Origin of the sequence: Streptomyces boetiae, from assembly GCF_031845405.1 — a bacterium.
GTDB lineage: Bacteria > Actinomycetota > Actinomycetes > Streptomycetales > Streptomycetaceae > Streptomyces > Streptomyces boetiae.
This window is the reverse complement of the sequence record NZ_JAVREN010000074.1, coordinates 1-18,961: the sequence shown is the minus strand read 5'-3', so window position 1 is coordinate 18,961 and position 18,961 is coordinate 1. Positions and strand designations below refer to the sequence as shown.

Below are 18,961 nucleotides of genomic sequence, written 5' to 3'. Positions count from 1 at the left end.
GCGGAGGAACGCTCGGCCTCGGCGCGGTCCCCGCCCGCGGGGCCGCCGGTGTCCCCCGGGTCGTCCAGCGGGCCGTCCTGCGGGCCGGGCAGTTCGGCCGCCAGCGCCGCGGCGGCCCGGACCAGGGGCAGCGCGAGCAGCCCGCCCGCGGCCTCGCCCACGGAGACCTCGTGGTCCAGCAGCGGCTCCAGCGCCAGGCGTTCCAGCGCCTTGGCCTGCCCCGGCTCGCCCGAGGCGTGGCCGGCCAGCCACCAGTCGGCGGCGCGGAACGCGACGCGCTGGGCGGCCAGCGCGCAGGCCGCCGAGACCACGCCGTCCAGCAGGACGGGGGTGCGGCGCACGGCGCACTGGAGCAGGAAGCCGGTCATCGCCGTCAGGTCGGCGCCCGCGACGGTGGCCAGCAGCCGCAGCGGGTCGCCCTGCACGGGCCGGGCCCGGCGCAGCCCGTCGCGGATCGCGGCGCACTTGCGCATCCACGTCAGGTCGTCGATGCGCTGCCCGCCCCGGCCGGTGACCGTGGAGGCGTCGGTGCCGCACAGCGCGGCGACCAGCACGCCGGCCGCCGTGGTCCCGCCGACGGACAGGTCGCCGAGGACGACCAGGTCGGTGCCCGCGTCGGCCTCGGCGTCGGCCAGGGCCATGCCGGCGCGGAAGGCCCGCTCCGCCTCCTCGGCGGTCAGCGCGTCCTCCACGTCCAGCCGGCCCGAGCCGCGCCGCACCCGGTGCGCGGAGACCGCGGCGGGCAGCTCCTCCGCCGGGCAGTCCACGGAGAGGTCGGCGATCCGCACGGGAACGCCCTCGCGGCGGGCCAGCACCGCGCCGGGGCTGTGGCCCGCGAGCGCGGCGCGCACCAGGTCGGCGGCGGTGCCCGCCGGGCGCGCGGAGACGCCGAGGCCTGCCACGCCGTGGTCGCCCGCGAAGAGCACGACCCGCGGCCGTTCCAGCGGGGCCACGGGCACCCGGCGCTGGGCGGCGGCCAGCCAGGTGCCCAGCTCGTCCAGCCGCCCGAACGCCCGCTCCGGCCACCCCGTCCCGGCCCGCCGCTCCTCCGCCTGCCGGCGCAGGCGGGCGCTCGGCCGTTCGATGAGGTCCCCGAAGTCATCGAGATCCAGACCGCCGTCACTCATGCGCACGAGACTACCGCCCGCCCCTCACCCCACCGGCCCGAACGCCCGCCCCCCGGGCGGCGGTCGGGAGCGGTCCGGCCGGCCCTACGCGCGCAGCGGCAGGGTCGTGCCCGCCACGGTCAGGAGGACCTGTTCGCACTCGGCGGCGATCGCGGCGTTGAGGCGGCCGAGTTCGTCGCGGAAGCGGCGGCCGGCGGGGGTGGCGGGGACGACGCCCGAGCCGGTCTCGTTGCTGACGGCCACGAGCGTGCGGCGCGTGGCCCGCACGGCGGCGGCCAGGGCGGAGGTGCGGGCGGCCAGCTCGGCGCGGGCCGGGCCGGAGGACCAGCGTTCCCCGTCCCAGGCGCCCGCCGCGTCCATCGCGTCGGTCAGCCACAGCGCCAGGCAGTCGATCAGCAGCGGCGGCCCGTCCTCGCGCGCCAGCAGCGGCACCAGGTCGCACGTCTCGCGGGTCGTCCAGCCCGGCGGGCGCCGCCCGCGGTGGGCCGCGACCCGCTCCGCCCACTCCGCGTCCCCCTCCCGCCGCCCGCCCGTGGCCACGTACTCGACGCCGGGGAACGCGGCCAGCCGCCGCTCCGCCTCGGCCGACTTGCCCGAGCGCGCGCCGCCGAGCACCAGGGTCCGGCGCGGCAGGTCGGGGACGAGCTGGTAGTCCCCGGCGACCAGCGTCGCCCCGTCCGGCTCCGCCCGGGCGCCCGCCGCGGCCAGGCGCCGCCGCCGCTCCTGCCCCGGCGGAACGTCGTGGTCCAGGTGCACCGCCACCACGTCCGTCGTCAGCCCCGCCGCGCCCGTCTCGCGCAGCAGGGCCAGCCCGTCCGGCCGCGCCGCCACGTCCAGCACGCACAGGTCGAACGGCGGCCCGCCCGGGGCGTTCTCCCGGGCCGGGGCCGCGCCGGGCGGCAGGTACAGCAGGCGCCCGCCGTCGGGGCCCGTGACCGCGTACCCGGTGCCGGGCCCGTCCACGGGGACGGCCCGCACCCGGTGGCCGCTCAGCAGCGTCAGGTCCCGCCCGTCCGGCAGCCGCACCGGGGCCGGCAGCTCGGTGGGCAGCTCCGGGCCCCGGTCCTCCTGGGCGTGGCCGAGGAGGACCTGCCGCACCCCGTGCAGGGACTGCCCGGCCCGGGCGGCGGCCAGCGCGGCGCCCGGCGTGACGTCGAGCAGCAGCACGCCGTCCACCAGCAGGGAGGTCGCCGCGCGGGCCTCGTCCCCGAGCGCGCGGGCGCAGGCCGCGCAGGGGCAGCCGGGCCGGGGGAGCCCGGCCGGGGCGCCGGTGCCGAGCAGAGTCACGTACACCCCCCGATCCTCTCCCGGGCCGCGCGCCGTGGGCCAATCAGCCCGCGCCGGGCCGCGTGCGCGGTGGTGCGCGGGGAGCGCCGGGCGTGATTTAGTCTGCGATCAGGCAGTCGGGCGATCAGTCAGTCGGGCAGGCACAGGCGATCAGCGGGAGGCGTGCGATGGCGTGGGAGTGGCGTTTCGAGAAGGCGGACGGCGCGACGACCGAGCCGGCCCAGGCCCCCGGCGACTTCGGCACCCAGGGGGACGCCGAGTCCTGGATCGGGGAGGTCTGGCAGGAGCTGCTGGCCGAGGGCGTGGACCAGGTGACGCTGCTGGAGGACGGGGCCGAGGTGTACGGCCCGATGAGCCTGCACGCCGCCGCCGAGGACTGAGAAGCCGGGGACCGGGGAGCCGAGCACCGGGGAGCCGAGGACAGGGGGCCCGCGCGGGAGAACCGGCGGGCCCCTCTCACGCCTCCCCGAGCGTGACCTCGGCCGTGCGCCGGTCCCCGTTCCGTTCGTAGGTCACCTCCACCCGGTCCCCGGGCCGGTGCGCCGCCAGCGCCTCGGAGAGCGTGACCACGTCCGTCACCTCGTCCCCGGAGACGGCCACCACCACGTCCCCCGCCCGGATCCCGGCCCGCGCCGCCGGGCCGTCCTCGGGGGCCTCCACGACCGCCGCGCCGGCCGGCTCGAAGCCCTCGCCGAGCACCGTGCGCACCGAGACCCCCAGGGCCGCGCGGCCGGAGTCCACCACGCGGCCGTGCTCGATCATCTGGTCGGCCAGGAACGTGACGGTGGAGGCGGGGATGGCGAAGCCGATGCCGGGGGCCTGCCCGCCGCCCAGGCCCGGGTCGCGGGCGGCGAGGGTGGGGATGCCGATCACCTGGCCGGAGAGGTTGACCAGCGCGCCGCCGCTGTTGCCGGGGTTGATGGCCGCCGAGGTCTGGACCATGTTGCCCAGGGTGGCCTGGCCCTCGCCCTCGCTGACGGACCGGCCCACCGCGGAGACGATGCCCTGGGTGACGCTGGAGGACAGGCCCAGCGGGTTGCCCATCGCCAGGACGATCTGGCCGACCTCCACCTTGGAGGAGTCCCCGAAGGTCGCCGGCCGCAGCCGGTCGGGAACGTCCTCCAGCTCGATCACCGCCAGGTCCTGCTCCGGGTAGGAGGCCACCAGCTCGGCCCGCTCGGCCTGCTGCCCCGTGGCCAGCAGCACCTCGAAGCGCTCGCCCTCGCCGAGCACGTGCGCGTTGGTGACGATGTGCCCGCGGTCGTCGTAGACCACCCCGGAGCCCAGGCCGTCCGCGGTGGTGATCTGGACGACGGAGGGCAGCACCTCGTTGACCACCTCCTCGTAGGCGTTCTGGAGTTCGCCCGAGACGGTGGGGGCGGGCGCCCGCCCGCCGGTGGCCTGCCGGGTGTGCGGCGCTGCGTTCTCCGGGCCGGTGCAGCCGGCGCCGCCCAGGGCCGTGACCAGGGCGAGGGCGATCGGCAGGGCCGCGGCGGGACGCGCGGGGGAGGGACGGTGCGGCATAAGCCGCATTCTGGACGCCCCCCACCCACCGCCCGGGGAGGCAACGCACGGGGTGGGCCGTTCGGCGGAGGACGGGCCGGGCGCGGCGCAGGCGGACCGGCCCGCGCCCGGGCGCGGGGCCCGGGCCCGGCCGGCCCGACGCCTCAGCGGGGCTGCTCGCCGCGCTTGATCTGGGGGCGGGGCAGGCGCATCCGGCGCATCTGCATCGTGCGCATCAGCGCGTAGGCGACGGCGCCGCGGTGACTCTCGTCCGGGTACCGGGCGCGCAGGGCCTTCTTCAGCCGCCGGGTCATCAGGAAGGAGTCGGCGACGATCAGCAGGATGACCGCGAGCCAGGCCAGCAGGGCGGCGTTCCTCGCCTGGAGGGAGGGCAGCATGCTCAGGACCAGGATCAGCACGGCCATCGGCAGGAAGAATTCCGCCACGTGCCACTTGGTGTCCACGAAGTCCCGGGCGAAGCGCCGCACCGGGCCCCGGTCGCGCACCGGCAGGTGCCGCTCGTCGCCGGAGAGCAGCGCCTCGCGCTGCTTGGTCAGCGCCGCCCGCCGCTGCTCGCGGGCGCGGCGGGCCGCCTCCTTGCGGTCGGACGGAGGCTTGACGACGGCGCGCCGCAGCGCCTCGGCCTCGCTGCGCTTGGGCGTGGGGCGCCCCTTCGGGGCCTGCGGGTCGCGGCCCCGGTCCTGCGCGGGCTCCTCCGCGGCGGGCGCGGCGGCCGGCTGATCATCTCTGGAACGGCTTCGGAACACGCCTCCCAGCCTACGGCCCCGCCGCGGGCCGCCCGTCCGCCGGGCGGCCACGATCCTGCAACGGCCCTGGCCGGCGCCCCGCCCGCGGGCCCGCCCCGGGACCGCCGCACCCCGGCAGACCCCGGCAGGCCCCCGACCGGACCCCGGGCGGCACTCCTCCTGTGGCCGGAGGCGGCCCGCGGGCGATCGTTCCCAGGGAGGAGCCCAACCCCCGCGGGGCAGTGCTCTCATGGAAGCGTCGCTATGGAAGCGAGCGCCGTAGGGTAGGAGAGGGATCAGCGCCAGCATGGTCGCACTGTCAGTGGTTCGAGTCCGTCATGAAGGGGGCGCGGGAAGCCCATGAGCGGTGTCATGAAGCGGATGGGGATGATCTTCCGCGCGAAGGCCAACAAGGCCCTGGACCGGGCCGAGGACCCCCGGGAGACGCTCGACTACTCCTACCAGAAGCAACTGGAGCTGCTGCAGAAGGTGCGGCGCGGCGTCGCGGACGTGGCCACCTCCCGCAAGCGCCTCGAACTGCAGCTCAACCAGCTGACCGGCCAGTCCGGGAAGCTGGAGGAGCAGGGCCGCAAGGCCCTGGCCCTGGGCCGGGAGGACCTCGCCCGCGAGGCCCTCTCCCGCAAGGCCGGGCTCGCCCAGCAGATCGCGGACCTCCAGCAGCAGCACGAGACCCTGCAGTCCGAGGAGACCAAGCTCACCCTGGCGGCCCAGCGGCTCCAGGCGAAGGTGGACGCCTTCCGCACTCGCAAGGAGACGATCAAGGCCACCTACACGGCCGCCCAGGCGCAGACCCGGATCGGGGAGGCGTTCTCCGGCATCTCCGAGGAGATGGGCGACGTCGGGCTGGCCATCCAGCGGGCCGAGGACAAGACGGCGCAGATGCAGGCCCGCGCCGGGGCGATCGACGAGCTGCTGGCCTCGGGCGCCCTGGACGACCCGACGGGCATGGCCAAGGACGACCTGACCGCGGAGCTGGACCGCATTTCGGGCAACGCGGACGTAGAGTTCGAGCTGGAGCGGATGAAGGCGGAGCTGGCCGGCGGCCCGTCCGCAGGGCGGCAGGCCCTGGAGGGCGGCACCACCGGCGCCGCCGGAACGGCCGCCGCGGACGCCCGCCAGGAGCAGCAGCAGGAGTCCCCCCGGTTCGACAAGCAGTGAGCCGGCCGACGGCCGGCCCGTGAGACGGCCGGTCAGGCGCCGGTCAGGGAGAGCGAGAGCGACGTGATCGTGCGGATCATGGGCGAGGGGCAGGTACGGCTGGACGACGGCCACCTCCCCGCGCTGAACCGGCTCGACGACGAGCTGCTGGCGGAGCTGGACTCGGGGGACGCGGCCGGATTCCGCCGCACCCTCGCCGCCCTCCTCGACGCCGTCCGTACGATGGGAACACCCCTTCCCGACGAGGCCCTCGAACCCTCCGAGTTGATCCTCCCCGCCCCCGATGCGTCCATCGACGAGGTGCGCGCCATGCTCACCGACGACGGGCTCATCCCCGACTGAAGCGGCCCGGCCGTGAATACACCGCAAGCCGCCCGAGCCCGGCAGTGGCTGCGGGCGCACCCCCTCGCGTTCGACGCCCTGCTCGCCGTCGGCGTGCTCGCCGTGGTGCTCTGCGCCTCGGTGACCGTCGCCCGGCCCCCCGACGGGGGTCCCGGCTTCGGCAAGCGGGATCTGCCCGCCCACACCCTCGTGCTGTCCGTGCTGGCCTGCGCCGTGCTCGTGAAGCGCCGCAGCTACCCGCTGCGGACCCTGGCCGTGGTCACCGCGCTCGCGGTGCTGGAGATGGGCCTGGGCACCCGCTCGCACGTCCCGGAGGAGCGGCACGCCTCCGTCCTCATCATCGTGGTCGTCGCGGTCTTCACCGTGGCCTCCCGCACCGACCGGCCCACCACGCTGCGCGTCGGCCTGGCCGCCACCGCCGTGTGCACCCCGGCGGCCATGCTGCTGGGCACCCAGCCCTGGTACGACTCCGAGAACCTCGGCGTCTTCGCCTGGACCGCGCTGGCCGCCGCCACCGGCGAGGCGGTCCGCAGCCGCCGTGCCGCGGTGGACGCCATCCGCGAGCGGGCCGAGCGCGCCGAGCGGACCCGCGAGGAGGAGGCGCGGCGCCGGGTCGCCGAGGAGCGGATGCGGATCGCCCGCGAGCTGCACGACGTGGTCGCCCACCACATCGCGCTGGTCAACGTCCAGGCCGGGGTCGCCGCGCACGTGATGGACACCCGGCCCGACCAGGCCAAGGAGGCGCTGGGGCACATCCGCCAGGCCAGCAGCCGCGCGCTGAGCGAGCTGCAGACGACGGTGGGCCTGCTGCGGCAGCAGGACGAGCCGGTCGCGCCCACCGCGCCGGCCCGTGGGCTCGGCGGCCTGGAGGAGCTGGTGGACGGGTTCACGCGGGCCGGGATGTCGGTGACGGTGGACGCCCCCGCCGCCGCGGGGCCGCTGCCCTCGGCCGTGGACCTGGCCGCCTACCGGGTGGTCCAGGAGGCGCTGACCAACGTCCACAAGCACGCGGGCCCCGGCGCCACGGCCCGCGTCCGGATCGTGCGCCGCGGCAAGGCGGCGGACGCGGCCCTCGACATCACCGTGGACGACGACGGCCCCGGGGGCCGCCGGGTTCCGGCGCCCGGCGGGGTCCACGGGAGCGTCAACGGCAGCGGCGGGAGCAACGGCGGTGGCGCGGTCGCGGTCAACGGCGGCGCCGTCAACGGCCGGGGAGTCAACGGCGGCGGGGGACACGGCCTGATGGGCATGCGCGAGCGGGCCGCGGCCCTGAGCGGGGATTGCCAGGTCGGCCCGCTGGCCGGCGGCGGCTTCCGGGTGCGGGTGGTCCTGCCCCTCCAGGCCCCGCGCCCGGCCGAGGAGGGGGCCCCGAGCCCCCGGCCGGGCTTCTGCCCCTCGCACGGCGGGAGGACCGCGTGATCCGGGTGGTGCTGGCCGACGACCAGGCGCTGCTGCGCAGCGCGTTCCGGGTGCTGGTGGACTCCGACCCGGAGATGACCGTCACGGGCGAGGCCTCGGACGGGGCCGAGGCGCTGGAGGTGGTGCGCTCGGCCGGGGCCGACGTGGTGCTGATGGACATCCGGATGCCGGGCACCGACGGCCTCGCGGCCACCCGCGCCATCGGCGCCGACCCCGACCTGGCGCACGTGAAGGTGGTCATCCTGACGACCTTCGAGTCCGACGACTACGTGGTGGAGGCCCTGCGCGCGGGCGCCTCCGGCTTCCTGGGCAAGGGCGCCGAGCCCGAGGACCTGCTGCACGCCATCCGCCTGGCCGCGGCCGGCGAGGCGCTGCTCTCCCCGGCGGCGACCCGCGGCCTGATCGGGCGCTTTCTGGCCCAGCAGCGGGACCGGGAGGGGGCAGCGCTCCCGGCCGCCGCCCTGGAGGTCCTCACCGCCCGCGAGCGCGAGGTGCTCACCGAGGTGGCGGCGGGCCTGTCCAACGACGAGATCGCCCAGCGCCTGACCGTCAGCCCGCTGACGGTGAAGACGCACATCAACCGGCTGCTGGCCAAGCTCTCCGCGCGGGACCGGGCCCAGCTTGTGGTCACCGCCTACGAGACCGGCCTGGTCCGCCCGCGCTCCTCCGCCGGCTGAGGCGCGCCGCCCCGGGCGTTCGCCCGCCCCCGGCCGGACGCGCGGGGCGGCAGCCTCACAGGTACTCCGCCGACGGCAGGTAGGGGGAGGGGGGCCGCATCCCGCGCAGGCACAGGTAGCCGTCCGCGGACAGGTCGAGGCCGGCGGCCAGGCCCACGTCGAGGGCCCACTCCTGCTCGGCCGTCAGGTGCCGCAGCGTGGCCGGTGACCCGGCCGGGAGGCTCAGCAGGGCCGAGGTCAGCAGCCGCACCGCGATCCGCCGGGAGGTGGCGGCCAGCAGGGCCACCGCGCCCTCGTCGTCCACGTAGGCGTAGCCGCTGCCCGCCAGGTCGTCGGCCACCACGACCCGGCAGTGCCGCAGCAGCTCCTCGTGGTCCGGGCCGTGCGCCCCGCCGCGCAGCCGCCGGTCGACCGAGTCCATCAGCGACCGGTGCGCGGCGCCGCCCTCGATGGCCGGGCCGTCGGGGAGGACCAGGCCCGCGCGGTCCACGTTCCCCGTCATCCGCATCGAGGGGTGCAGGCTGAAGCCCGCGCGCCGGTAGAGGCGGGCCGCGCCGGGGTGCGGCCGGGCGCAGATCATCCCGCGCAGCGTGCCCCGGGCGTAGGCCACCGCCTGCCGCAGCAGGCCGCCGCCGACGCCCTTGCCCTGCGCGCCCGGCACCACGGCCAGCAGCGAGAGCCCCCACAGGCCCTCCCGGCGGCTGGCCAGGGCGGCGCCGACCGGGCGGCCCGCGTCGTCCTCGGCCAGCCAGCAGCCGTGCGGATCGGTGACGGCGAGGTGGCGCACCCGGCGTGTGAAGCGCACCCGCCGCCGCTCGTCCTGCTCGGGCGGCCGGCCGAACGCCGCGTCGGCCACCGCGCGGACGGACTCGGCGTCCGCGCGGCTGTCGCGTATCCGGCGAAGGATCATGACCCCCATCGTGGCGCGCGGCGGGGGCCGTTGCCTATGGGGGCGCCGGGTGCGGCGGGTGACGCCGGTGTGGAGGGACCGGGACCGTCGCCGGAGGGCGCCTCAGGGCAGCGCCAGCATCCGGTCCAGGGCCACGCGCGCGAAGTGCTCGGTCTCGGGGTCGACCTGAATGCGGTTGACCACCTTGCCGTCCGCCAGCGACTCCAGCGACCACACCAGGTGCGGCAGGTCGATGCGGTTCATCGTGGAGCAGAAGCACACCGTGCGGTCCAGGAAGACGATCTCCTTGCCCTCGGGCGCGAAGCGGTCGGCCAGGCGGCGCACCAGGTTCAGCTCGGTGCCCACCGCCCAGCGGGACCCGGCCGGGGCCGCCTCCAGCGTCTTGATGATGTACTCGGTGGAGCCGACGTGGTCGGCCGCCGCGACCACCTCGTGGCGGCACTCGGGGTGCACCAGGACGTTCACCCCGGGGACGCGCTCGCGGACCTCGCGCACCGACTCCAGCGAGAACCTGCCGTGCACCGAGCAGTGGCCGCGCCACAGGATCATCCGCGCCCGGCGCAGCTCCTCGGCGCTCAGGCCGCCGTGAGGCCGGTGTGGGTTGTAGACCACACAGTCCTCGGGGGAGAAGCCCAGCTCGCGGATCGCGGTGTTGCGGCCCAGGTGCTGGTCGGGCAGGAAGAGCACCTTGCCGTCCGCGCCGGGCCCGCCCGCCTCGCCGAAGGCCCACTCCAGGGCGCGGCGGGCGTTGGAGGAGGTGCACACGGTCCCGCCGTGCCGGCCGGTGAACGCCTTGATGTCCGCCGAGGAGTTCATGTAGGTCACCGGGACGGTGACATCCGCCACACCGGCGTCCGTGAGCACGTCCCAGGCCTCGGCCACCTGCTCGGCGCTGGCCATGTCCGCCATGGAGCAGCCGGCGGCCAGGTCGGGGAGGATCACCTGCTGCGCGTCGGAGGTGAGGATGTCCGCCGACTCGGCCATGAAGTGGACGCCGCAGAAGACGATGTACTCGGCCTCGGGCCGGGCCGCCGCGTCCCGGGCGAGCTTGAAGGAGTCGCCGGTGACGTCCGCGAACTGGATGACCTCGTCACGCTGGTAGTGGTGGCCGAGCACGAAGACCCGGTCGCCGAGCCTGGCCCTGGCGGCGCGGGCGCGCTCCACCAGGCCGGGGTCGGAGGGGGCCGGCAGGTCGCCGGGGCAGTCCACGCCGCGCTCGCTCGCGGGGTCGGCCGCGCGGCCGAGGAGGAGCAGCGCCAGCGGCGTGGGGGTGACGTCCAGGGGCTGGGCGGTGGTCACGGCACGCACCCTTCTTTCCGTAGAGCGGCCGGGGACCGGAGCGCGGTTCCGCCCGCTTTTCGTCGTTCTGACGCAATGGATCATAACTCCTTCGCGTCAGTTTGACGATGCTCCTTGTGTCACTGTGACGCATTCCGCGGCGGCGGCGGGTGTGCGAGCATGAAGGGGAGTGAACGCGTGATCCCCGCGCCGCGGGGAGGTCCCGACGGGGGCGCCGCTCCGGGAATGCATCCGGGCGGCTATCGGTTTCATCACCTCGGCAGAGCATTCCGTACTACCCGGGAGAGACGCAGATGTCCGTTACGGAAAAGACCGCTGTGAGCGACGGCATTCTCCTTTCCGACGCGGCCGTGGCCAAGGTCAAGAGCCTGCTCGAGCAGGAGGGGCGCGACGACCTTGCGCTCCGCGTGGCGGTCCAGCCCGGCGGGTGCTCCGGACTGCGCTACCAGCTGTTCTTCGACGAGCGTTCCCTGGACGGCGACGTGGTCAAGGACTACGACGGCGTCAAGGTGGTCACCGACCGCATGAGCGCCCCCTACCTCACCGGTGCCTCGGTCGACTTCGTGGACACCATCGAGAAGCAGGGCTTCACCATCGACAACCCCAACGCCACCGGCTCCTGCGCCTGCGGCGACTCCTTCAGCTGACGGACCGGCCGCGCCCCCGCGCGCGGCCGGTCCGTCACGCACACGGGCGGCGGGCCCCCACGGCCCGCCGCCCGCGCTGTTCCACCGGTCACCCAGCCGGTGGTCCCGTCCCCGCGGTCACGCCACCGGGATGGCCTCCCCCGCGGGGTCCAGCAGCTCCCGGTCCCCCACGGGCTCCTCCAGCTCCACCTCGGCCGTCTGCTCCTGCGCGATCAGGATGCACACCTCGCCCGGGTCCGAGCCGGCCGTCTCGACGCCCAGGTGCACGGCGTCCGCCGTCTCCCGGGCCGTCGCCTCGTACGTCTCGCACACGCCGCCGTAGAAGCGGACCGTCAGCGTCCGGTCCTCCGGGTCGTAGGGCGCCACCGACCAGCCGGTGCGCTGCGCCCCCTCGGGCGCCGCCTCTTCCGTGCCCCCGCCCTCCTCGCCCTCCTCGCGCGCGTCGGCGGGCCCGGAGTCCGGCAGCTCGGCCGGCGCGCTGCGCGGATCGTCCGCCCCCGGGTCGCCGTCCGCGCCCGGCTCCTCGTACCGGAACGGAACGGCCGGGTGCCCGGCCACGTACCGCGCGCGGCTCGTCCCCGCGTCCCCGGCCGGCAGGAACAGCCAGGACGGCACCAGCACCGCCTCGCCGTCCGCGTGGTGCAGCTCCAGGCCGAACCCGGCCGTCACCTCCAGCGGGAGGAGGGGCGCCGGGAGCGGACAGTCGGCCACCTCCTCGGGGACGCACGCGATCGCCGGCTCCGGCCGCGGTCCGGCCGCGGCCCAGGCGTTGTACTCGGCCAGCGCCTCCTCGGCCGTCAGCGTCACCTCCGCGTCCTCGCCCTCGTCCGGGCGGGCCAGGGCGCCCCAGGCCCCGGTCACCCGGCCCCCGGGGCCGACGTACAGCTCCGTCTCCAGGCCGTGCGCCGGGAGGCCGTCCACGACCGGCGTCGCCCGCACCACGCGCTCGGCCCCGCCCGTCGCCACGACGGTCACCTCCGCGCGGTCCCCCTCCAGGCCCAGCGCCTCCAGCACCGGCCCGGCCGCGGCCCGCGCCTCCTCCTCGGAGGGTGCCTCCCGCCCGTCGGCGTCCGGCCTCTCCGCGTCCTCGCTGCTCACCGAGCCGTCCGGCCCGTCCGGGACCGCGAGCTCGTACGTCGTGCCGTCCGCCGGCGCCCCGGCGGAGTCGCCGCCCCCCTCGCTCCCGGGGGCCGCGCCCGCCCCGCCCCCGTCCGGCGCCGGCTCCAGCTCCGAATAGGCCATGCCGCCGTAGGACCAGTGGCCCGGCGCCTCGCGCTGCACGGTCAGCGAGACCGCGTCCTCCGACGCGACCGTCCACCCGCCGTCGCTTCCCCCGGCCACCTCGCCGGGCAGGCCCAGCGCGGCGGCCAGCTCCTGGGCGCGCTCCCGGCTCACCTCGCCCAGGCCGCGCACCCCGGCGCGCTCCGGCGCGGCCGGCACCTCGCCCGTCAGCCGCAGCTCGGACCACCCGGCCACGTCGGCGAGCTGCGCCTCCTCCGCGGAGCCGTCCCCCAGCGGGGCCACCACGGGCCCTTCGAGCACCAGTTCCTCCGCCGCGGCCGGGGAGGCCCCGCCGCCGCCCGGACCCGCCACCGCGTACACCCCGCCGCCGATCGCCGCGACGGCCACCGCCACGGCCGTTACCAGCGCCCACCGCCGCCGCCCGGCTCCCCGCTCCGGATCCTGTGGGCCCGGGCTCGCCGCTTCCCCGGGGACCTCGGGGGTCTCGGGGGTCTCGTCGTCAGCCACGTCACCGCTCCTCGATCGTCGGAACACCTGTCAACGTCCTGGGCCGCGTCCGGCTCCGTGTGCCGCGTCACAGCTTCCACCGCGCCGGCGGCCGTCCGCCCCCAAGCGCGCCCCCCGGCACGCCGGTTGGACGGAAGCACACCCGCGCGGGTTCCACCCGGACCACAGCGTCCCTCCAGCAGTCGCCCGGTAACCTGGGGCAGCCACCCGCCGCCTCCAGGGAGAAGACCGACCGTGCGCATCGCCGTCTCCGGCTCCATCGCTCATGATCACCTCATGACCTTCCCCGGCCGGTTCGCCGATCAGCTCGTCGGGGACCAGCTCCACACCGTCTCCCTCTCCTTCCTGGTGGACAGCCTCGAAGTGCGGCGCGGCGGCGTGGGCGCCAACATCTGCTTCGGCATGGGCCAGCTCGGCGCCTCGCCCGTCCTGGTCGGCGCCGCCGGGCAGGACTTCGAGGAGTACCGCGCCTGGCTGGACCGGCACGGCGTGGACACCGCCTCGGTCCGCATCTCCGAGCTGCTGCACACCGCCCGGTTCGTCTGCACCACCGACGCCGACCACAACCAGATCGGCTCCTTCTACACCGGCGCCATGAGCGAGGCCCGGCTCATCGAGCTCCAGTCCGTGGCCGAGCGCGTGGGCGGCCTCGACCTGGTGCACATCGGGGCCGACGACCCCGAGGCGATGCTCCGGCACACCGAGGAGTGCCGCACCCGGGGCATCCCCTTCGCCGCCGACTTCTCCCAGCAACTGGCCCGGATGGACGGCGCGGACATCCGCACCCTCACCGAGGGCGCGGCCTACCTCTTCCACAACGAGTACGAGAAGGCCCTCGTCGAGTCCAAGACCGGCTGGTCGGCGGACGAGGTGCTGGCGCGGGTCGGCACCCGGGTCACCACGCTCGGGGCGCGCGGCGTGCGGATCGAGCGGGCCGGGGCCGAGACCGTCGAGGTCGGCGTCCCGGAGGAGGAGACCAAGGCCGACCCGACGGGCGTCGGCGACGCGTTCCGCGCCGGCTTCCTGGCGGGCTTGGCCTGGGGCGCCTCGCTGGAGCGGGCCGCGCAGGTCGGCTGCATGCTGGCAACCCTCGTCATCGAGACCGTGGGCACCCAGGAGTACACGCTGGCCCGCGGCCCCTTCCTGGAGCGCTTCACCAAGGCGTACGGCGAGGATGCCGCCGCCGAGGTCCGCACCCACCTGCGCGCGGCCTGACCCGCGCCCCGGCCCCGGGCGCCGCCCGGGGCCGCGCCGGTCAGGACAGGCGCCGCACCCGGTAGGCGGCGCCCACCGGGGCCGGGCTCTCGCCCAGGTACTCCTGCTCCCGCAACGCGCACCACGCCGGGATGTCCAGCCGCGCCGCGACGTCGTCCGCCAGCACGGTGACCACCCCGCCCACCGGCACCTTTCCGATGGCCCGCGCCAACTCGATCACGGGCACGGGACACGGCCGCCCCAGCGAATCCACGACCACGCTCGCCGCGACCGCCCCGGCCTCGCCCGCGTCCGCCTTCGCCGCGGCGCGTCCGTCCGCGGCCACCGGCGCGTCCAGGGCCGCCCTGACCCCCGCCACCGCCGCCGGGAGGGCCGCCAGGAAGCGGTCCACCTCCGCCGCGGGCGTGCCCGGGGGGAGGGAGACGCGGACGTTGCCCTCCGAGAGCACGCCCATGGCGTTCAGGACGTGGGAGGGCGTCAGCGTGCTGGACGTGCACGAGGAGCCCGAGGAGACCGCGAAGCCCTCCGCGGCCAGCGCGTGCAGCAGCGCCTCGCCGTCGGCGTACAGGCAGGAGAACGTCACGATGTGCGGCAGCCGGCGGACCGGGTCGCCCACCACCGCCGCGTCCGGCACCAGCCGCGGCACGCTCTCCCGGATCAGGTCCACCTGGCCCCGCAGCCGCGCCGCCTCGGCCTCCGCCTCCGCGCGGAACGCCCGCAGCGAGGCCGCCGCCGCCACGATGGCCGGGATGTTCTCGAAGCCCGGCGAACGCCCCGACTCCCGCTCGTCCGCCGGCGCCGGCGGCGCGAACCGCACGCCCTTGCGCACCGCCAGCAGCCCCACCCCGCCCGGCCCGCCCCACTTGTGTGCGCTGGCCGTCAGCAGCGACCACCCCGCCGGGACCGGCTCCCAGCCCAGGGACTGCGCCGCGTCCACCAGCAGCGGCACCCCGGCCGCCGCGCACGCCGCCGCGATCTCCGCCACCGGCTGGGCCGTTCCCACCTCGTGGTTGGCGGACTGCACGCACACCAGCGCCGCGCCCCCGCCGTCCGCCCCCAGCGCCGCGGCCACCTCGCCCGGCGCGACCCGCCCCCCGGAGTCCACCCCGATCTCCCCGGCCGTGCCGCCCGCCGCCTCGTGGGCCCGCGCCGCGTGCAGCACCGCGGAGTGCTCCACCGCCGAGTGCAGCAGCCGCCGCCCCACGCGCGAACGCCCGGCCAGGGCCCCGGCGATCCCGGCGTGCAGGGCGCGCGTTCCCGAGGAGGTGAACGTCAGCTCGTCCGGCCGGCAGCCCACCGACTCGGCCGCCGACTCGCGGGCGGCGTCCAGGAGAAGCCGCGCGCGCCGCCCCTCCCGGTGCGGCCGGGCCGGGTCGGCCCACCCGTCCTCCAGCGCGGCGAGGAACGCCTGACGTGCGACGGGGTGGAGCGGAAGCGAGGACGCGGCGTCGAAGTACGGCACCCCCACACGCTAACTCCGCCCCGCCCGGGGGCGCCCCGGCGCGTTGGGCGACCCTCCCCGCGTGGCGCTCGGAACGGTCCAGTAGGGTTTGGTCCGCATAAGCATCCAAACCCCTGCCCTGTCAGGGCCGGCCCTCACGCGAAGGCAGCCCGGACCATGGGCGAGAGACTCTCGGGAAGGCGCTACGTGAGTCCCAACGGCTCCGACCGCTCGTCGCGGCGCCCGAAGCGGCGGGTCCTGCCGCAGGCGCTGATCGCGGGCCTGGTCCTGGCAACCGCGACAGGTTGCACATCCGAGGACTTTCCCCGCCTCGGCATGCCCACCCCGGTGACCGAGGAGGCGCCGCGGATCCTGTCCCTGTGGCAGGGCTCCTGGGCTGCCGCCCTGGTCACGGGCGTGCTGGTCTGGGGCCTGATCCTGTGGAGCGTGTTCTTCCACCGGCGGTCCCGCACCAAGGTGGAGGTCCCTCCGCAGAACCGGTACAACCTCCCCATCGAGGCGCTGTACACGCTCGTCCCCCTGATCATCGTGTCGGTGCTCTTCTACTTCACCGCGCGGGACCAGACCGAGCTGCTGGAGACCTCGGACGAGCCGGACCACGTCATCAACGTGGTCGGGTTCCAGTGGAGCTGGGCCTTCAACTACATCGAGCCGGTGGGCGCCTCGGACGACCCGGCCGACTTCGCGGAGAACGCGGAGGAGCTGGCGTCCATCCCCGACCGCATCCAGGAGCGCTTCCCCGAGAACGCCGACGGCGTGCACGAGGTCGGCACCCCCGCCGACCGCGACCCCGACACCGGCAACCCGGGCCCGACCCTGGTGCTGCCCGTCGGCGAGACCGTGCAGTTCGTCCTGACCTCCCGGGACGTCATCCACTCCTTCTGGGCCATCCCGTTCCTGATGAAGCAGGACGTGATCCCGGGTCACACCAACACCTTCGAGGTCACCCCGACCCGCGAGGGCACCTTCCTGGGCAAGTGCGCCGAGCTGTGCGGCACCGACCACGCGCGGATGCTGTTCAACGTCCGGGTCGTCTCGCCCGAGGAGTACGACGCCTACCTGCAGGACCTGGCGGACCGCGGCCAGACCGGCTACGTCCCGGCGGGCATCGAGCAGTCGGACGCGGCCAGGAACGCCGAGACGAACGAGGGCGGATCGTGAGTATCCTCGAACGCAACGAGACCCAGGAGTCGGACGTCGCGCCGGCCGTCACGGGTCCCTACCGCCGGCGGGAGCGCGGCGGGGTCGTGGTCAAGTGGCTCACCACCACCGACCACAAGACCATCGGCACGATGTACCTGATGACGTCGTTCGCCTTCTTCATCATCGGCGGCGTCATGGCGCTGATCATGCGCGCCGAGCTGGCCAGGCCGGGCACGCAGGTCGTCTCCAACGAGCAGTTCAACCAGCTCTTCACCATGCACGGCACGGTGATGCTGCTGATGTTCGCGACGCCGCTCTTCGCCGGCTTCGCGAACTGGATCATGCCGCTCCAGATCGGCGCCCCCGACGTCGCGTTCCCGCGGCTGAACATGCTGGCCTACTGGCTCTACCTGTTCGGCAGCCTCCTGGCGGTGGCCGGCTTCTTCACGCCGCAGGGCGCGGCCGGCTTCGGCTGGTTCGCCTACAGCCCGCTGTCCGACGCGATCCGCTCGCCGGGCGTCGGCTCCGACATGTGGATCATGGGCCTGGCGTTCTCCGGCTTCGGAACGATCCTCGGCTCGGTCAACTTCATCACCACCATCATCTGCATGCGCGCCCCGGGCATGACGATGTTCCGGATGCCGATCTTCACCTGGAACGTCCTGCTCACCGGCGTGCTCGTGCTGCTGGCCTTCCCGGTGCTGGCCGCCGCGCTGTTCGCGCTCCAGGCCGACCGCACCTTCGGGGCCCATATCTTCGACGCGGCCAACGGCGGCGCCATCCTGTGGCAACACCTCTTCTGGTTCTTCGGCCATCCCGAGGTGTACATCATCGCGCTGCCGTTCTTCGGCATCGTCTCCGAGATCATCCCGGTCTTCAGCCGCAAGCCGATCTTCGGCTACATCGGCCTGGTCGCCGCGACCATCACGATCGCGGGCCTCTCGGTGACGGTCTGGGCGCACCACATGTACGTCACGGGCGCGGTGCTGCTGCCGTTCTTCTCCTTCATGACCTTCCTCATCGCCGTGCCGACGGGCGTGAAGTTCTTCAACTGGATCGGCACCATGTGGAAGGGCTCGCTGTCCTTCGAGACGCCGATGCTCTGGTCGGTCGGCTTCCTGGTCACCTTCCTCTTCGGCGGCCTCACCGGCGTCATCCTCGCCTCGCCGCCGCTGGACTTCGCCATCTCCGACAGCTACTTCGTGGTGGCCCACTTCCACTACGTGGTCTTCGGGACGGTCGTCTTCGCGATGTTCGCCGGCTTCCACTTCTGGTGGCCCAAGTGGACCGGGAAGATGCTGGACGAGCGGCTGGGCAAGATCACCTTCTGGACGCTGTTCATCGGCTTCCACGGCACCTTCCTGGTCCAGCACTGGCTGGGCGCGGAGGGCATGCCCCGCCGGTACGCCGACTACCTGGCGGCCGACGGCTTCACGGCGCTCAACACCATCTCGACGATAAGTTCCTTCCTCCTGGGCATGTCGATGCTGCCCTTCTTCTACAACGTGTGGAAGACCTGGAAGTACGGCGAGAAGGTCGCCACCGACGACCCGTGGGGCTACGGCCGTTCGCTGGAGTGGGCGACCTCCTGCCCGCCGCCGCGGCACAACTTCACCACCCTGCCCAGGATCCGGTCCGAGTCCCCGGCCTTCGACCTGCACCACCCCGAGGTCGCCGCGCTCGACTCGCTGGAGAACGACGCCCGCCACGAGGCCGAGGCGCTCACCGGAAAGGAGGCAGGCCAGTGAGGGTCCAGGGGCACCTGTTCAGCTGGGTCGCCATCTTCATGCTCGGCTCCGCGATCGTCTACGGACTGTGGTCGCAGGAGCCGGTCGGCACCACCGCCCTCTTCCTGTCCTTCGGCCTGACGGCGATGATCGGGTTCTACCTGGTCTTCACCGCCCGCCGCGTGGACACGGGGGCGCAGGACAACAAGCAGGCGGACGTCGCCGACGACGCGGGCGAGGTCGGCTTCTTCAGCCCGCACAGCTGGGCGCCGCTGCTGCTGGGCGCCGGCGGCCTGTGCGCGTTCATGGCCCCGGTCTTCGGCTGGTGGTTCCTGTACTTCACCGCCCCGATCGTGGCCGTCGGCCTGTGGCTGTGGGTCTTCGAGTACTACCGCGGCGAGAACCAGAACCAGTGAGCCGCTGAGACTGCGCGGGGCGGCCCCGGGGACATCGTGGAGCACGTCAACGGCTTCGGCGAGGACATGGCGCCGTTCGGCAACGGCTTCGGGGACTGGAACCTCTCCTGGGA

18 protein-coding genes are annotated in these 18,961 nt (G+C 75.1%); 10 read left to right on the top strand and 8 right to left on the bottom strand.

Annotated elements, in window-relative coordinates; translation table 11 throughout:
• A partial coding sequence (locus RM780_RS26590; protein ID WP_311633456.1) for a nicotinate-nucleotide--dimethylbenzimidazole phosphoribosyltransferase occupies positions 1–1,127 on the bottom strand: 1,127 nt, incomplete at its 3' end.
• 84 nt (positions 1,128–1,211) lie between these two features.
• The gene (locus RM780_RS26585) at positions 1,212–2,420 is read right to left on the bottom strand and encodes a bifunctional adenosylcobinamide kinase/adenosylcobinamide-phosphate guanylyltransferase (RefSeq protein ID WP_311633455.1); all 1,209 of its coding nucleotides are present in this window, start codon (positions 2,418–2,420) and stop codon (positions 1,212–1,214) included.
• A 161-nt stretch (positions 2,421–2,581) separates the two neighbouring features.
• Between RM780_RS26585 and RM780_RS26580 the strand changes: the two genes are divergently transcribed.
• Positions 2,582–2,794: a hypothetical protein gene (locus RM780_RS26580; protein WP_311633454.1), complete on the top strand. Its 213-nt coding sequence runs from the start codon at positions 2,582–2,584 to the stop codon at positions 2,792–2,794.
• 76 nt (positions 2,795–2,870) lie between these two features.
• Here RM780_RS26580 and RM780_RS26575 read toward each other — a convergent pair whose 3' ends face one another.
• Both RM780_RS26575 and RM780_RS26570 read right to left on the bottom strand, forming a co-directional pair.
• The gene (locus RM780_RS26575) at positions 2,871–3,947 is read right to left on the bottom strand and encodes a S1C family serine protease (protein WP_394813088.1); all 1,077 of its coding nucleotides are present in this window, start codon (positions 3,945–3,947) and stop codon (positions 2,871–2,873) included.
• A gap of 134 nt (positions 3,948–4,081) precedes the next feature.
• On the bottom strand, positions 4,082–4,684 hold the full coding sequence (locus RM780_RS26570) for a DUF3043 domain-containing protein (RefSeq protein ID WP_311633452.1): 603 nt from the start codon (positions 4,682–4,684) through the stop codon (positions 4,082–4,084).
• A 339-nt stretch (positions 4,685–5,023) separates the two neighbouring features.
• Here RM780_RS26570 and RM780_RS26565 point away from each other — a divergent pair, with 339 nt between their 5' ends.
• The 4 genes from RM780_RS26565 to RM780_RS26550 all read left to right on the top strand — a co-directional run bounded on the left by RM780_RS26565 (position 5,024) and on the right by RM780_RS26550 (position 8,280).
• Positions 5,024–5,842, top strand: coding sequence for a PspA/IM30 family protein (locus RM780_RS26565; RefSeq protein ID WP_311633451.1), 819 nt, complete (start codon positions 5,024–5,026; stop codon positions 5,840–5,842).
• A 63-nt stretch (positions 5,843–5,905) separates the two neighbouring features.
• Positions 5,906–6,184 (top strand): PspA-associated protein PspAA, encoded by a 279-nt coding sequence (gene pspAA, locus RM780_RS26560; protein ID WP_311633450.1) that lies wholly within the window; start codon positions 5,906–5,908, stop codon positions 6,182–6,184.
• Between the two features lie 12 nt (positions 6,185–6,196).
• Positions 6,197–7,603: a sensor histidine kinase gene (locus tag RM780_RS26555; protein ID WP_311633449.1), complete on the top strand. Its 1,407-nt coding sequence runs from the start codon at positions 6,197–6,199 to the stop codon at positions 7,601–7,603.
• Entirely contained in the window at positions 7,600–8,280 is a 681-nt protein-coding gene (locus tag RM780_RS26550; protein ID WP_311633448.1) for a response regulator transcription factor, read from the top strand. Before RM780_RS26555 ends, RM780_RS26550 begins: the two co-directional genes overlap by 4 nt.
• Positions 8,281–8,335: 55 nt before the next feature.
• On the opposite strand, the gene RM780_RS26545 is transcribed toward RM780_RS26550, so the two are convergent.
• Together RM780_RS26545 and nadA are read right to left on the bottom strand one after the other, a co-directional pair.
• On the bottom strand, positions 8,336–9,190 hold the full coding sequence (locus RM780_RS26545; RefSeq protein ID WP_311633447.1) for a GNAT family N-acetyltransferase: 855 nt from the start codon (positions 9,188–9,190) through the stop codon (positions 8,336–8,338).
• 102 nt (positions 9,191–9,292) lie between these two features.
• Complete coding sequence (gene nadA / locus RM780_RS26540) at positions 9,293–10,489, bottom strand: quinolinate synthase NadA (RefSeq protein ID WP_311633446.1); 1,197 nt, start codon at positions 10,487–10,489, stop codon at positions 9,293–9,295.
• 293 nt (positions 10,490–10,782) lie between these two features.
• Here nadA and erpA point away from each other — a divergent pair, with 293 nt between their 5' ends.
• Positions 10,783–11,136 (top strand): iron-sulfur cluster insertion protein ErpA, encoded by a 354-nt coding sequence (erpA, locus tag RM780_RS26535; RefSeq protein ID WP_311633445.1) that lies wholly within the window; start codon positions 10,783–10,785, stop codon positions 11,134–11,136.
• Between the two features lie 117 nt (positions 11,137–11,253).
• On the opposite strand, the gene RM780_RS26530 is transcribed toward erpA, so the two are convergent.
• Positions 11,254–12,885: a hypothetical protein gene (locus tag RM780_RS26530; RefSeq protein ID WP_311633444.1), complete on the bottom strand. Its 1,632-nt coding sequence runs from the start codon at positions 12,883–12,885 to the stop codon at positions 11,254–11,256.
• 234 nt (positions 12,886–13,119) lie between these two features.
• On the opposite strand from RM780_RS26530, the gene RM780_RS26525 reads away from it, so the two are divergent.
• Positions 13,120–14,100: a carbohydrate kinase family protein gene (locus RM780_RS26525; RefSeq protein WP_311633443.1), complete on the top strand. Its 981-nt coding sequence runs from the start codon at positions 13,120–13,122 to the stop codon at positions 14,098–14,100.
• 40 nt (positions 14,101–14,140) lie between these two features.
• Here the strand turns inward: RM780_RS26525 and RM780_RS26520 are convergent, their stop codons facing one another.
• The gene (locus tag RM780_RS26520) at positions 14,141–15,562 is read right to left on the bottom strand and encodes a cysteine desulfurase/sulfurtransferase TusA family protein (protein ID WP_311633442.1); all 1,422 of its coding nucleotides are present in this window, start codon (positions 15,560–15,562) and stop codon (positions 14,141–14,143) included.
• Positions 15,563–15,748: 186 nt separating this feature from the next.
• Here RM780_RS26520 and ctaC point away from each other — a divergent pair, with 186 nt between their 5' ends.
• Genes ctaC through RM780_RS26505 form a run of 3 tightly spaced genes read left to right on the top strand, consistent with a single transcriptional unit; the run spans position 15,749 to position 18,848 of the window.
• Entirely contained in the window at positions 15,749–16,723 is a 975-nt protein-coding gene (ctaC, locus tag RM780_RS26515; protein WP_311633441.1) for an aa3-type cytochrome oxidase subunit II, read from the top strand.
• Positions 16,720–18,453 (top strand): aa3-type cytochrome oxidase subunit I, encoded by a 1,734-nt coding sequence (gene ctaD, locus RM780_RS26510; protein WP_394813087.1) that lies wholly within the window; start codon positions 16,720–16,722, stop codon positions 18,451–18,453. The genes ctaC and ctaD overlap by 4 nt, the downstream gene beginning before the upstream one ends.
• A 38-nt stretch (positions 18,454–18,491) precedes the next feature.
• Entirely contained in the window at positions 18,492–18,848 is a 357-nt protein-coding gene (locus RM780_RS26505; RefSeq protein ID WP_394813089.1) for a cytochrome c oxidase subunit 4, read from the top strand.
• Positions 18,849–18,961 lie beyond the last annotated feature (113 nt).

What these genes read in the sequence shown, in the direction of transcription:
- RM780_RS26545 (WP_311633447.1), bottom strand. Translation starts at nt 9,190, where the DNA reads ATGATCCTTCGCCGGATACGCGACAGCCGCGCGGACGCCGAGTCCGTC.
- RM780_RS26575 (WP_394813088.1), bottom strand. Translation starts at nt 3,947, where the DNA reads ATGCGGCTTATGCCGCACCGTCCCTCCCCCGCGCGTCCCGCCGCGGCC.
- erpA (WP_311633445.1), top strand. Translation starts at nt 10,783, where the DNA reads ATGTCCGTTACGGAAAAGACCGCTGTGAGCGACGGCATTCTCCTTTCC.
- RM780_RS26580 (WP_311633454.1), top strand. Translation starts at nt 2,582, where the DNA reads ATGGCGTGGGAGTGGCGTTTCGAGAAGGCGGACGGCGCGACGACCGAG.
- RM780_RS26565 (WP_311633451.1), top strand. Translation starts at nt 5,024, where the DNA reads ATGAGCGGTGTCATGAAGCGGATGGGGATGATCTTCCGCGCGAAGGCC.
- RM780_RS26505 (WP_394813089.1), top strand. Translation starts at nt 18,492, where the DNA reads ATGCTCGGCTCCGCGATCGTCTACGGACTGTGGTCGCAGGAGCCGGTC.